Here is a 13246-nt window from a genome sequence, read left to right on the forward strand (position 1 = left end):
ATAGCATCGCTATCATCTGCAGGTCTATCGCCAAGCGGTAAGGCAGCGGCTTTTGATGCCGCCATTCCCTGGTTCGAATCCAGGTAGACCTGCCATTTTTACATAGCTGAGCCTTTTATTATAAAGGGCTTGTCTATCAGAGCGTGAGGGTTTATATTGTCTCGCTCACGAGTGGCTACGTAGCTCAGCTGGTTAGAGCACATCACTCATAATGATGGGGTCACAGGTTCGAATCCCGTCGTAGCCACCATTAAATTAACACCACTGATTTTTACCAATTGATCAGTTGTGTACAGAGTTCAAGACGCGGAAGTGGCGGAATTGGTAGACGCACCAGATTTAGGTTCTGGCGCCGCAAGGTGTGAGAGTTCAAGTCTCTCCTTCCGCACCATCTTGATAAACAACTCTGAACTTGATTATGCGGAAATGGCGGAATTGGTAGACGCACCAGATTTAGGTTCTGGCGCCGCAAGGTGTGAGAGTTCAAGTCTCTCTTTCCGCACCATTATTCAGATTCATTAGAATCTTGTAGGGCTATCGCCAAGCGGTAAGGCAGCGGCTTTTGATGCCGCCATTCCCTGGTTCGAATCCAGGTAGCCCTGCCATATTTTGTTTTTAGTCTCGCCAGACTGAAAACCGCTGAACTTACTCCTTGTTTGATAAGTTGAGCACTATGATTCGCGGAAGTGGCGGAATTGGTAGACGCACCAGATTTAGGTTCTGGCGCCGCAAGGTGTGAGAGTTCAAGTCTCTCCTTCCGCACCATCATTCGATAGCATCGCTATCACCTGCAGGTCTATCGCCAAGCGGTAAGGCAGCGGCTTTTGATGCCGCCATTCCCTGGTTCGAATCCAGGTAGACCTGCCATTATTTCTTGTGGTGAGTTTTCTCATTGCAATCGTCTAGAAAGACCTTCTAGGCAACATTAAGTATGCGGAAGTGGCGGAATTGGTAGACGCACCAGATTTAGGTTCTGGCGCCGCAAGGTGTGAGAGTTCAAGTCTCTCCTTCCGCACCATACTTAATTCAGGTTTGGCTACGTAGCTCAGCTGGTTAGAGCACATCACTCATAATGATGGGGTCACAGGTTCGAATCCCGTCGTAGCCACCATTACATTTTGTTTCTAGTGATGATACATGACTGGAAACCTCTAGAGCTAACTCTAGACAGAATAATGCGGAAGTGGCGGAATTGGTAGACGCACCAGATTTAGGTTCTGGCGCCGCAAGGTGTGAGAGTTCAAGTCTCTCCTTCCGCACCATTATTCGATAGCATCGCTATCATCTGCAGGTCTATCGCCAAGCGGTAAGGCAGCGGCTTTTGATGCCGCCATTCCCTGGTTCGAATCCAGGTAGACCTGCCATATTAAAACCCAGCCTTTGGCTGGGTTTTCTCGTTTCAGCCCAGTTGCCTTGTTCGCATCTCTTCTGCACAAAAAAATCCAGCCCTTAGGCTGGATTTAACATTAAGTCATGACTTTTTAGATGCTAGAAATCACTTTCTTAGCCTAAAAGCCCCAACGCTGAGTTGGGCGCTTGCTTTGCCTGAGCAAGTACAGAGCTTGACGCTTGAGACAAGATCTGAGACTTAGTCAATGCGGTGGTTTCTTTGGCGAAGTCCGTATCTTTGATGCGGCTCTTCGACGCGTTAACATTCTCATTAATGTTGTCTAGGTTATTGATCGCGTGATTGAATCGGTTTTGGAATGCACCCAATTCCGCTCGGTGACTATCAACAAACTTAAGCGCAGCATCGACGATGGCAACAGACTCTTGAGCGCCACCGACGGTGCGAACGTCAATGGTATCAACGGTGACCGCTTTAGCTGGGCCAATGCTCAGTTCACCGGCTAGACTGCCTCCAAAGGTCGCCGTGCCTTCTACTGTGTTGTTATCGGTGAACAACTGAAGTTGACCATCTTCGTTAACCGACGCTTTCACCATGTCCGTTTGACCGTTGATGTAAGTGGCCAGCTGCTCAATATCATCCCCCTCTTTTGCGGTGATGGTGATGTCTTGCACGCCGCCAAACTTATCCGTGACGTTGATGGTCAAGTCATTGGCCCCCGCTTGCACTGCCCAGTCTTTATCTTGACCGTTGGCTGCGACGTAGCTGTTACCGCCCATCAGAGCATTGTCGCTGCGCATGTTGTTCATCGTCAACATAACCGCTTCACCATTGTCCGCACCGATCTGGAACGATTTGGTGGCGAACGTACCGTTAAGTAGCTTGTTGCCACCAAACGAGGTGGTCTCAGCGATACGATTCAATTCATCGTTCAACGCGGTGATCTCTTCTTGAATCGCCACACGCTCAGACTTAGAGTTCGAGCCGTTCGCCGATTGTAGCGAGAGGTCACGCATACGTTGCAGGATATTGGTGGTTTCATTCATCGCGCCTTCCGCTGTTTGCGCCATCGAAATGCCGTCGTTCGCATTTCGTACCGCGACGTCTAGGCCACGACTTTGGACATTCAAACGGTTCGAGATTTGCAGACCTGCTGCATCATCTTTCGCACTATTGATTTTGAAACCAGACGACAATTTTTCCATTGATGCTTGCTGCGCTGATGTTGCTGAGTTCAAGTAGCGCTGAGCTGTCATTGCCGAAACGTTGGTATTTACATTAACCGCCATAATGGTGTCTCCTATTGATTTCCGTAGAGCGGAGGTCCAAAGGTTTCCGACGTCTCGGTAAACCAATTAGTTCTCTCAAAGTACCCTTATAGCGACGCCAACTTGATTATCTTTAGAGCATTTTGATAAATCCTCCTCGTTGCATAGCAAAAATCGATAGAATTTGAGCAATCTCAGAGTTCGAGAAAATATCATTAAAGTTTTGTGACTATTGACCGATCGGGTGCACTTAAGACATCAGTGCGAAAGAAATGAGATTGATTGAAGAAAGAGAAATCTGGAGATAAAAGAAAAGCCCCTTTTCCTTTGAGAGAACCGGGGCTATAGAGGTCACCAGTGCCTTTGGAGATCGAGAGAAATGATTCCGGGCTGGCAACCAAGACACAGGTAAAGCGGTTAAGCAGAGCAGGTTTGAGAGAGAACTCTGCTTATCCAATCACCCATGTTTGCCTGAATGCCTTCAAAAGCCCCACGTCTGGGTCTGCGCTAATGAAGATATTCGCAACTACTGCAATAGTGACATCGCAGAGTTTGGCAACTGTTTTGCTTGAGCGAGAATCGATGTCCCCGCCTGCTGCAGAATTTGTGCTTTGGTCATTGCCGTCGTCTCTTTGGCAAAATCCGTATCGCGGATTCGGCTGTTCGACGCTTCAACATTTTCTTGGATGTTGGCCAAGTTATTAATACTGTGGCTGAGTCGGTTCTGCTTCGCACCCAGATCGGCACGCTGAGAATCTACGTAGCGTAACGCCGCATCCAAGATGCCGACCGCGTTTTGCGCGCCACCCACAGTATTTACATCAATACTTTGTACTGTTGTCTGAACACCAGGACCACCGTTGAGGCCAATCTCGGTCGCTAAGCCACCAGAGATATTCATATTGCCTTCCAAGTTAGGCTCAGCGGCAAAGATTTGCAGTCTGCCATCTTGATCGACTGAAGCTTTCAGTTTGTCTGTTTGACCGTTGATGTACGTCGCTAGCTCTTCGATGTCATCCCCTTCTTTCGCGAGGATATCGAGCGTCACCGCTTCGCCATCTTTGGTGGTGAATTCAAATTTTAGATCTCGTGCGGTGGCAGGTACGCCCCAGTCCTTGTCTTTACCCTTCTCGGCATCCGAGATGAACGACTGGCCTCCCATACGGAAATCATCGGCACGAATGCTGGTCAATCCCATGATAATCGCTTCACCCGAGCTGGCACCGATCTGGAATGACGCTTCACCAAATGATCCGTTGAGCAACTTACGCCCCCCAAAAGAGGTGGTTTCTGCAATACGGTTAAGCTCATCTTGCAGCGCAGACACTTCTTCGTTCAGGGCTTGACGCTCTGAAGCGGAGTTGGTGCCGTTCGCAGATTGTAGTGATAGATCACGCATACGTTGCAGAATCGAGGTCGACTCGTTCATCGCCCCCTCTGCGGTTTGTGCAATCGAGATACCGTCGTTGGCGTTACGCATCGCGACATCTAAACCACGAGACTGAGCGGTTAGACGGTTTGAAATTTGCAGACCTGCTGCATCGTCTTTCGCACTGTTGATTTTTTGTCCTGAAGATAGGCGTTCCATCGACGTATTCAAATCGCCAGTCGCTTTATTCAGGTAACGCTGAGCGGTCATTGCTGACACGTTAGTGTTGACTGTAATGGTCATAGTTTGCTCTCCTAGTGAGTCGCAAGTTCTTGCGAAGCGGCCAGCTTAATCTCATTTGGAAGCACTGACCGTGTATGACTTGCTAAGCAGGCAGTAGCCGGCTTAAAAATTTCTACTCTGATTTTACTAATTCAAGTTGTATGCCAACTTAACAAAAAATAGCCAAATCAATTTATTTCAAATAACTATCAATAGGTTATGAACATCACCTTCATCGAGTTGCGCTTAGTTACTATCTGCTCGCTTGTGGGCGGCACTCGATGATTGCCGCTCGGTGGCAAGGTTTGCCGATAGACAGGCTAACGGGTTTTGCTCGGCGCTTAAGGCTTAGCACATAAGGCATGGAGCGTACCCATTGGTTATCCTGAACTTGAGTCAGACAACCCAATCACCGAGAGTGTTAAGCGTCAACTTGGACGATAAAGATCCCTTTAGAGATAGTTAAACAGGGTTAAGTCTTTTGTTTTTCCGAACGCTTGCTGCGAAGCCTGCAACGCACGCGTATTTTCGTTAAATTCGATGATCGCTTCCGAGTAATCCAAATCTTCAAAGTTACTTTTCGATTTGGCGAGCGTCATCTTAAAATCTTCATGCTGCTCTTCTTGAATATCGAGCGTGCTCAATCTTGCCCCCACATCCGTGCGCGCTTTATTGAGATGAATAAACGCCGAATGGAATTCTTGAGTCATTCGATGCAAACGTGCGGTATTGGACGTATCTGACACAGACCCTTGTGACAAAGCCATGGCTTCCTGAAAGGTATCGAAAATGCTGTAGCTTTTGCGCGGCTCAAGCGTGATTTCATCGCCCTTCTCGATTTGGCCTTTTACCTGGATCGTCAACTCCTCGTACTTGATTCCTTTCGCCGGATCAAAGGTATCGGCCTGAACCACACTGCCGTCGCGCTCGAGTTGATAGCCATATTTACCACCGGGCATATCAACAAACGTGACCTTATAGCTCGAGTCATCATCAGGATTAAAGTTGGTCGCGCGCTCAAGCAGCAACTCAGAGGTATCACCCAGGTTGTAGTCCGGCGAGTAATCACCGAATGGGTTATCTATTTCCATAAACAGCTTGCTACCTGGATCGTTGATCGGCATTTCAAGCGTGTTGGAGATTTTCATCTTGCGTTGGTAGTCATCGCCTGCGTACACCACAGTGCCATCTTTATCTCGAAAGAAGGGTTGGTTTTTCGGCTTAGTCCCGGCAAAAATGTAGTTGCCTGATTCATCTTGTACATTTACCAAGTTAAGGAAGTTATTGCTGATTTCCTCAAGCTCTCGACGCTTCGCGATGCGGTCTTCAGGGGACAACGCACCGTTGATCATTTCCATCACGGTTCGCTTTGCTTCATCGGCGTACTCTTCTGCGTTAGAAATAATCACTTCGTGATGCTCAAGGCGATTCCGCGTCAGCACGATGGCATCGGTGTATTGGCGCAATTGCTCTTTCTGCTGACCAATATTCTGGATGTAGTGCGTGGCCAACGGATCATCACTGGCGCGCATCAACTTCTTACCTGAAGCGAGCTGCGCTTGGTTATGATGGACTTTTGCTTCTTGACGACGCAGATCGTTTTGCACCGACTGATAATTATGGAAGCTGGAAATACGGTTGATCATTTACGCCTCCTATCGCAATGCCAAAATCGTGTTAAAGGTGTCGTTTGCCGCTTGCATGATGCGTGAAGACGCCATGTACGCTTGCTGAAACTTCATCATGTTGGCGGCTTCCTCATCCAAGTTCACTCCGGAGATAGACGCTACACGCTCTTGTGCCGCCTCTTTCTCTAACCTTGAAACATCGGTTAAGCGTGATGCGGTAGACATCTGTAACCCGACGTTGGTGTTGAGGTTGTGATAGATATCGAGAATGGTCGACTCACCATCATTGAGCTTTTTCTCGGTTTGGATGTTTTGCATTTTGAGCAAGTTGCCGTTGTCCCCCTCGGAAGGGACAAGGTTTGCCGTAAATTTATCGTTCGGCAATGCCCCATCGGTTAGTTCAAAAATCGTACCTTGAACCTCGACAGGACCAAACGGTGGGTAATCTTGGGGCGGCAAGAGAATTTTGCCTTTTGTGTCCGTGACGGCAAACTGCTTCCCATCCGGCGATACCACCACTTCAAACTCGCGCAAATCCCCTACTTCTTCGATATTGAATTTCGCTTTACCTTGCGCGAAAGTGGTCGAAGCTTCATAACTCTGCGCGGCGATCGCGGTCGGATCATTGGTGGCCATTTTCATTTGCGCAGCGCCACTGCGGGTCGGACGAATCAATACGCGTTCGCCCGGCGATAAATCTTGATTGATTTCAATACGTAAGCCATCAATTTGCAGTGCATTACCTACTTGAGGTACGGCAAACTGCTCACCGGATGGGCGAGTAATGATGTAATCACCGTCGTGATACTGAAGCGAATACTCGCCACCTTCAAGCTGAGTGGTATCTTCAATATACACGGCTAAGTCCGCATTAGAATTTGAGGCTGTCACCACACGTGATTTGGCTATGATGTCTGAATTGACATCAGTAAAAATCAGACCACCAATTTCCCCCCTAAGATCGAGACCTTGAGATTGCAATCGATTCACTTCATAAGAAAACGACGTGGCGAGTTTGCCAAGCTCATCCATCAGTTGTGGGATCTTGTCATCACGCATCGTGAGCATAGCGCCCATTTTGCCATCAATATCTTTGGTGGTAATCGCTTTGATACCTTTACCCTCAATCATGGCTAAGCGGCGCTGATGTACATCTGGATAACCATCGATCATGGTTAAGCGACTCGCTTCCGTTCCTGACACTAAGGTATGCCCGTTACCGATATGGATGTTGAACCCTTCCGCATTCTTGCGCGGAGTCACGGTCACTTTGGTGTATTCAGACAGTTCTGCCACCAGCTTTTCGTGTTGGTCCATCAAATCGTTGTGCGGCCCAGGCGTTCTCATCATCAAACGATGCAAATCGCGTATTTCAAGCGCCAGTTGATTCATTCGCTCGACACCGAGATCGAGTTTTTTGTTGGTCACATCCGACTGACGGCGAATGGTCTCATGGAAATCATTGAGGTTTTGGGTGATCAAATTGGCTTTTTCGAGCACCACTTTACGTGCCCCGACATCATTGGGGCTGTCGGCAAGCGACTTCACCGCATCAAACCACTCATTGAGATTTTCTGGGATTTTTTTCGAGGCAACTGAGGAGAGCATGTTTGACAGCATTTCTAAGTTCGCTTCATCGTCGACTTTGTGCGCGTAATTGGTGGTCGAGACATTGAGTTCATTAACGGCAAATTGATCCCATGAGCGGCGAACTTTTTCCACATGCACGCCCATACCGTAGGTTTCCCCGCCATATTGACGCGGCATGTTTGTGCCTTGTATCACCGACTGACGGCTATAACCCTCGGTATTCACGTTCGAGATGTTGTGCCCTGTGGTGTTCAATTGTCTCTGAGCCGTCAGTACGCTTTGCGAACCAAGATTCAGAAGATCAGACGCCATATTGCCCCCAAGAAACCTTTATTTATCAGTGTTTACTGATTGCCTATGGACTTAAATAGCAATATGTGTGCCAGGGTTAGTTTTCGAGAGTGTATGGGATAAGATTGATTGGATTAGGGGTGGTGGGAGGTGGGAGGTGGGAGGTGGGAGGTGGGAGGTGGGAGGTGGGAGGTGATAGGGTCTACTGAGAGACCCTATCGGTCAAGCCATTACATGCTATCAATACGTCGTTTGACACTCAGCACTTTATCCGCGTAATCGGGGTCTGTGGCATAACCGGCATCATGAATGCCGCGAATAAACGCCTCATCATCGCCATTGTGCTTGAGCGCTGTGGTATAGCGAGGGTTTTGATTGAGGAAGCGCACATAGTCGTTAAAACTCTCTTCAAAGTTAGCGTAAGAACGGAATGCTGCTCGCTCTTGTACTGGCACCCCCTGATGATATTCAAGAGTTTGAGTGGACATCTTATTGCCTGCCCAGCTGCGGTCCGCTTTGATATTGAAGAGGTTGTTACTGCTACCACGCGAATTGTTGATGACTTTTTGGCCCCAGCCGGTTTCGAGCGCCGCTTGGGCAAGTAGCAATGATGAGTCCACGCCGAGTGCCTGAGCGGCCTTTTCCGCATAAGGCGACATTGACGCCACAAACGATTCTGGAGAGTCGAATGTGCTCGCTTGTTCCTCTCCAATAACTCGCATTTCAGCAGGCGCATTGGCACGCTCTTCACGAATACGAGAGACTTTGTCCATCATGGCTTCAAAATCAGGGTTGCGGTTGTTCGCGGTTTCATTGTCCACTTGGCCTGTGGAAAGCTGTGCCACAATCATGTCGGCAAGACCGAGTGAGCCAGAGGCACTCAATTCACTCGCCATCTGATCATCCATCATCTGACGATAGAACTGTTGGTTCTGGCTGTCCATCAAGCCGGATTCAAAGGTTGAATTGGCATCACGCATCGATTTGAACAGCATAGAGGTAAAAATCGCTTCAAACTGTTTGGCGGCGGCGTTGAGCGCTTCTTGCTCTGCCCCTTCCTCACCATTGACCGCTTTACGGCGCAGTGAGTCTAGGTTGGCGATATCATGAATAAAACCGATGTCATTTCCGTTATTGATCATATTGCCCCCGTTAAATGATGATCAGCTGACCTTCAATCGCGCCCGCTTGTTTCAGCGCTTGCAAGATTGCCATCAGATCAGACGGCGCCGCGCCGACTTCATTCACTGCACGAACCAGATCGTCTAGAGTCAATCCAGGCTCAAACTTAAACATCTTGCCTTGTTCTTCGGCGACTTCGATATCGCTGTCGGGGACGACAACCGTCTCACCACCACCAAACGCATTCGGTTGACTCACGTTGAGATTTTCTTTGATTGCCACTGTCATGCCACCATGAGTGACGGCAGCCGGCTTTAAGCGCACGTGCTGGCCGACAACGATCGTCCCTGTACGTGAGTTAACAATGATCTTCGCTGCACCGTCGGCGGGGTTAAATTCGAGGTTTTCAATCGCTGATAAGAAGGCCACACGCTGAGTGACATCGCGAGGCGCTCGCACTTTCACTGATGTGGCATCCACCGCTGAGGCCATCTGAGGACCCAGGAAGTTATTAACGGCATCCGCCATACGCTGAGCAGTGGTGAAATCAGATTCAAGCAAGTTAAACGTGATGTAATCACCGCGACTAAACGGCGATGGGATTTCTCGCTCAACGATGGCTCCACTAGAAATCATACCTGCTGTCGGGTTGTTGCCGACAATTTTAGAACCATCAGCGCCAGTCGCACTAAAACCACTCACCACCAAATTGCCTTGCGCCACCGCATACACTTGCCCATCTAGACCTTTGAGCATGGTCTGCATCAGTGTACCGCCACGCAAGCTTTTCGCCGAGCCTATTGAGGAAACCGTCACATCTACCGTCTGGCCTTGCTTAGAAAAGGGCGGCAACTCAGCCGTCACAATCACAGCGGCAACGTTTTTGGTCTTTGGCTTAGTGCCGGGCGGCAATTGAATGCCAAAGTTTTGCAGCATGGCGTTAAAGCTTTGATCGGTAAAGGGTGTCGACTCTCCTGTGCCCGGCAAACCTGTGACCAATCCGTACCCGACAAGTTGGTTACTACGAACACCGGCAATTTGAGCCACGTCTTTAATACGCGCAGCCTGAGCTTGTGTTACAACAAGCAGCGAGCTAATTAGGAAGACAAACAACGTTTTCATGGGGACACCTTTTTCTCTAACGCAATGCCAAAACATCGACATCAAACGGGATTAAAGAGCGACATTAAAAAATCGTGCCAAGAATCCAGGCTCTTGCATATCTTGTTGCGTTCCCGTACCAGAGTACTGGATTCGGGCATTTGAAATGCGCGTTGACGCGATGGTATTGTCGTAGTCGATGTCATCCGGACGGATGGTGCCGCTTAAGCGGATGTATTCGTCTCCCGTGTTGAGGGTCAACCACTTTTCACCGCGAATCACCAAATTTCCGTTCGCCAGAACTTCAATCACTTCGACCGAAATCGAGCCTGAAATGCTGTTACTTTGGTTCGCCGCCGCGCTGCCACTGAACGAATTATCATTGCTTAAGTTATATGAAAAATTGTAGTCACCAATGGTCAACTGCTGACCACCCACTTCCAGCGGATCCATCGACGCATCATTATTTTTTGACAGATCAGCGTCTGAGCTTTTCGCCGCTTTGGTACTTTCATCCAAAGTGACGGTGATGATGTCACCGATGCCTCTCGGTTTAGAGTCGTCGTACAAACTGACGGTCATTTTCCCGGTATTAAACAACGAACCGGTTGCCGCCGCGTAGTGCTCCGGCTCATGCTTAGGATGAATGGGGGCCCAAGCAGGATCGCCAGCGACGGGGTCGGTGCGTCCTCGCAGAGTATCAACAATCCCAGAGCTATCATCGGAAGATTTATCTCCTTCTACAGCATCAACGGTAGTTGTACCTTGAACCACATCCGGTGTCTCGATTGGCATATCCAGCATGGTACAGCCTGAGAGCAGTGCTATCAGTGTTACACTAATGACTCGCATCATCACAATCCCCTTACTCATTCAGTTATAGCTGTTGGTTTACGAAGCTCATCATCTTATCGACGGCAGAGATAACTTTTGAGTTCATTTCGTACACGCGCTGCGCTTCAATCATGTTGACTAGCTCTTCCGTCACGTTCACGTTTGAGGTCTCTAGCATCGATTGACGCACTTCACCAAACCCGTCAAAACCCGGTACGCCTTCTTGAGGGTCACCACTGGCACCGGTTGGCAAGTAGAGGTTTTGACCAATAGGCTCAAGACCACCAGGGTTGATAAAATCAACCGTAGTAATTTGCCCCAGAACTTGGTTATCTTGCTGACCTCTCACGCGCACAGAGACTTCCCCATCCGTACCAACAGTAATGCTGATGGCGTCGTCTGGAATCGTGATTTCAGGCTCTAAGGAATACCCCGAACCAGACGTGACAATCACACCTTCACTGTTGACTGTGAACTGACCATTGCGCGTGTAACCGATGTTGCCATCCGGCATCAATATTTGGAAAAAACCGTCGCCTTCGATCATCATATCGAGGCTGTTGTTGGTCGTTTGCGTATTCCCTTGGGTATGTACCTTCTGAGTTGCCACGACCTTAGAACCCGCGCCGAGCATTAAACCACTTGGCAATTCGGTATTTTGCGAAGATTGACCACCCGGCTGGTTGATATTTTGATAGAACAAATCTTCAAACACAGGACGGCTTTTCTTAAAACCCACCGTCGAGGCGTTAGCCAAGTTGTTAGAAATGGTCGAAATATTGGTTTGCTGAGCATCTAAGCCCGTCTTACTTACCCATAATGCCGGTTGCATAATTCTCTCCTAGAAACTGTCTTAGCTCATACGAAGCAGAGAATCAGACGCTTTGTCCATGTCTTCTGCTGTGCTCATCATCTTGACCTGCATTTCGAATTGTCGTTGAAGATCAATCAAGCTGGTCATCTCACCGATGGCATTCACGTTGCTGCCCTCTAACGCGCCTTTGAGCAGTTTTACGCCGGCATCCGCCTCGTAAGCTGCATTGGGATCTTTAGCGCGGAAGAGGCCATTGACATCTTTGTACAGTGATTGGTTGTCGTTGCGTGTCAGTTTGATGCGATCAACGATTTCGATCGCATCCGCTGGGGCGCCTTGTGGCACAACAGAAATCGTCCCATCAGTACCGATTTCCACTTTGCTCAACGGAATCGGTAGGGTGATCGGTGCGCCTGTCTCGCCCAAAACCAAGTTGCCATTACCATTGGTAAGCAAGCCATTGACGTCAATATTGAGGTTACCGTTTCGGGTCAGGCCTTCTTTGCCCGTCTTGTCCATAACGGCAATCCAACCTTGACCTTCAATAGTGACATCGAGATCTCGCCCAGTGGTAATCACACTGCCTTGCTGAAAATTATGGCCAGGTCGCTCTGTCATGCTAAACACGCGGCTTGGCAAACCGTCGCCGTATGCTTGCATTGAGCGGGCTTGCGCCAAATCAGCACGGAACCCCGTGGTACTGACGTTTGCCAGGTTATTCGCTCTTAGCTGCATCGCTTGCATATTTTGCTTTGCTCCGCTCATAGCGAGAAACAGTGCACGATCCATAATTTGCTCCAACAATCACAATTTAGATCATTTAAAGCAATTGGCGTGCCAATAAAAATAAGCAAATATTATCAATCAGTTGAAAAGAGAAATGGCAATATAGAATAAGATTGGAGCGGCAATTGCCGCTAGAGGCAACAATAGCAAACCAACGATTGCCGTTAGTTTGCTATTCAGAAGATTGCGTGTGATTCGATTAACGAATCTGAAGGATATTTTGTTGAGTTTGGTTGTGCACTTCAAGTGAACGTGAGTTCGCTTGGAAGTTGCGCTGGGCTGAAATCAGATCCACCAGCTCTTGAGTCATATCAATGTTGGACTGTTCAAGCACACCACTATTGATTGTACCAAATGAGCCTTTGTTCGATTCTCCCCATACTTTGGCGCCAGAGTTTTGAGTGGCATCCCATTGAGTTCCACCCTTCTTATCTAGGCCTTGTTCATTGGCTACTCGAACCAACGCGACACGTCCCAAGGTGATATTCTCACCGTTAGAGTATGTGCCAAGGACACTACCGTTTTCATCAAAGTCAACCTTAGTCAAGAAGCCAGTAGTTGCACCATCTTCGTCAAACTTGGTCAATTCAAACGGAGCCGCAAACTGAGTGGCACTATCAAGGCCAAACGACAATGTTTGGTTGATGTCTGCACCGTTCAAGTCAATCGGGTTAGCACCCGCCCCCAAAGGTTCGGAGACGATATTCTGCCCATTGTTTAAACTGGCTAGCGTACCATCATTATTGAAACGCATAGTGTGACCGACATGCCCCGTAGGACTCGTTGCATCACCACCAACGATGTTCAGTGGCT

At 48.6% G+C, this 13246-nt stretch carries 10 protein-coding genes and 11 tRNA genes; 11 read left to right on the plus strand and 10 right to left on the minus strand.

Annotation, left to right across the window (positions count from 1 at the left end; all coding sequences use genetic code 11):
- Positions 1 to 20: 20 nt before the first annotated feature.
- From AC6R1O_RS13710 to AC6R1O_RS13760, 11 genes are all read left to right on the plus strand, one after another.
- Positions 21 to 95 (plus strand) — tRNA-Gln (locus AC6R1O_RS13710).
- Between the two features lie 78 nt (positions 96 to 173).
- Positions 174 to 250: transfer RNA gene (locus AC6R1O_RS13715), tRNA-Met, on the plus strand.
- A gap of 56 nt (positions 251 to 306) precedes the next feature.
- Positions 307 to 391 (plus strand) — tRNA-Leu (locus tag AC6R1O_RS13720).
- Positions 392 to 420: 29 nt separating this feature from the next.
- Positions 421 to 505: transfer RNA gene (locus AC6R1O_RS13725), tRNA-Leu, on the plus strand.
- A gap of 25 nt (positions 506 to 530) precedes the next feature.
- Positions 531 to 605 (plus strand) — tRNA-Gln (locus AC6R1O_RS13730).
- 75 nt (positions 606 to 680) lie between these two features.
- Positions 681 to 765 (plus strand) — tRNA-Leu (locus AC6R1O_RS13735).
- Between the two features lie 27 nt (positions 766 to 792).
- Positions 793 to 867, plus strand: a tRNA-Gln gene (locus tag AC6R1O_RS13740).
- A gap of 66 nt (positions 868 to 933) precedes the next feature.
- A tRNA-Leu gene (locus AC6R1O_RS13745) sits at positions 934 to 1018 on the plus strand.
- Positions 1019 to 1034: 16 nt separating this feature from the next.
- Positions 1035 to 1111: transfer RNA gene (locus tag AC6R1O_RS13750), tRNA-Met, on the plus strand.
- Between the two features lie 66 nt (positions 1112 to 1177).
- Positions 1178 to 1262 (plus strand) — tRNA-Leu (locus tag AC6R1O_RS13755).
- Between the two features lie 27 nt (positions 1263 to 1289).
- Positions 1290 to 1364, plus strand: a tRNA-Gln gene (locus AC6R1O_RS13760).
- Between the two features lie 139 nt (positions 1365 to 1503).
- On the opposite strand, the gene AC6R1O_RS13765 is transcribed toward AC6R1O_RS13760, so the two are convergent.
- The 10 genes from AC6R1O_RS13765 to AC6R1O_RS13810 form a co-directional block, all read right to left on the minus strand.
- Positions 1504 to 2637, minus strand: a complete 1134-nt coding sequence (locus AC6R1O_RS13765; RefSeq protein ID WP_500631840.1) for a flagellin — start codon at positions 2635 to 2637, stop codon at positions 1504 to 1506.
- Positions 2638 to 3142: 505 nt separating this feature from the next.
- A complete protein-coding gene (locus tag AC6R1O_RS13770; protein ID WP_500631839.1) occupies positions 3143 to 4288 on the minus strand; it encodes a flagellin in 1146 nt (381 codons plus the stop codon).
- A gap of 431 nt (positions 4289 to 4719) precedes the next feature.
- The gene (gene flgL, locus AC6R1O_RS13775; protein ID WP_500627892.1) at positions 4720 to 5913 is read right to left on the minus strand and encodes a flagellar hook-associated protein FlgL; all 1194 of its coding nucleotides are present in this window, start codon (positions 5911 to 5913) and stop codon (positions 4720 to 4722) included.
- Between the two features lie 9 nt (positions 5914 to 5922).
- Complete coding sequence (gene flgK / locus AC6R1O_RS13780) at positions 5923 to 7797, minus strand: flagellar hook-associated protein FlgK (RefSeq protein ID WP_500627891.1); 1875 nt, start codon at positions 7795 to 7797, stop codon at positions 5923 to 5925.
- Positions 7798 to 8006: 209 nt separating this feature from the next.
- Entirely contained in the window at positions 8007 to 8918 is a 912-nt protein-coding gene (gene flgJ, locus AC6R1O_RS13785) for a flagellar assembly peptidoglycan hydrolase FlgJ (protein ID WP_500657221.1), read from the minus strand.
- 10 nt (positions 8919 to 8928) lie between these two features.
- A complete protein-coding gene (locus AC6R1O_RS13790; RefSeq protein ID WP_500657222.1) occupies positions 8929 to 10020 on the minus strand; it encodes a flagellar basal body P-ring protein FlgI in 1092 nt (363 codons plus the stop codon).
- 51 nt (positions 10021 to 10071) lie between these two features.
- A complete protein-coding gene (gene flgH / locus AC6R1O_RS13795) occupies positions 10072 to 10854 on the minus strand; it encodes a flagellar basal body L-ring protein FlgH (RefSeq protein ID WP_487903741.1) in 783 nt (260 codons plus the stop codon).
- A 22-nt stretch (positions 10855 to 10876) separates the two neighbouring features.
- Complete coding sequence (gene flgG / locus AC6R1O_RS13800) at positions 10877 to 11665, minus strand: flagellar basal-body rod protein FlgG (RefSeq protein WP_487903742.1); 789 nt, start codon at positions 11663 to 11665, stop codon at positions 10877 to 10879.
- 21 nt (positions 11666 to 11686) lie between these two features.
- The gene (flgF, locus tag AC6R1O_RS13805; protein WP_334551190.1) at positions 11687 to 12436 is read right to left on the minus strand and encodes a flagellar basal-body rod protein FlgF; all 750 of its coding nucleotides are present in this window, start codon (positions 12434 to 12436) and stop codon (positions 11687 to 11689) included.
- 196 nt (positions 12437 to 12632) lie between these two features.
- Positions 12633 to 13246, minus strand: a 614-nt coding sequence (locus AC6R1O_RS13810; RefSeq protein ID WP_500657223.1) for a flagellar hook-basal body complex protein, incomplete at its 5' end; no start/stop codon positions are given.

Source organism: Vibrio sp. R11-SG3-ISO3-SZ (assembly GCF_059834345.1).

Bases quoted from the DNA above. Each gene is read 5' to 3' on its own strand.
- AC6R1O_RS13790 (WP_500657222.1), bottom strand. From the start codon at position 10,020: ATGAAAACGTTGTTTGTCTTCCTAATTAGCTCGCTGCTTGTTGTAACA.
- AC6R1O_RS13770 (WP_500631839.1), bottom strand. From the start codon at position 4,288: ATGACCATTACAGTCAACACTAACGTGTCAGCAATGACCGCTCAGCGT.
- flgK (WP_500627891.1), bottom strand. From the start codon at position 7,797: ATGGCGTCTGATCTTCTGAATCTTGGTTCGCAAAGCGTACTGACGGCT.
- flgG (WP_487903742.1), bottom strand. From the start codon at position 11,665: ATGCAACCGGCATTATGGGTAAGTAAGACGGGCTTAGATGCTCAGCAA.
- flgH (WP_487903741.1), bottom strand. From the start codon at position 10,854: ATGATGCGAGTCATTAGTGTAACACTGATAGCACTGCTCTCAGGCTGT.
- flgL (WP_500627892.1), bottom strand. From the start codon at position 5,913: ATGATCAACCGTATTTCCAGCTTCCATAATTATCAGTCGGTGCAAAAC.
- flgJ (WP_500657221.1), bottom strand. From the start codon at position 8,918: ATGATCAATAACGGAAATGACATCGGTTTTATTCATGATATCGCCAAC.
- AC6R1O_RS13765 (WP_500631840.1), bottom strand. From the start codon at position 2,637: ATGGCGGTTAATGTAAATACCAACGTTTCGGCAATGACAGCTCAGCGC.
- flgF (WP_334551190.1), bottom strand. From the start codon at position 12,436: ATGGATCGTGCACTGTTTCTCGCTATGAGCGGAGCAAAGCAAAATATG.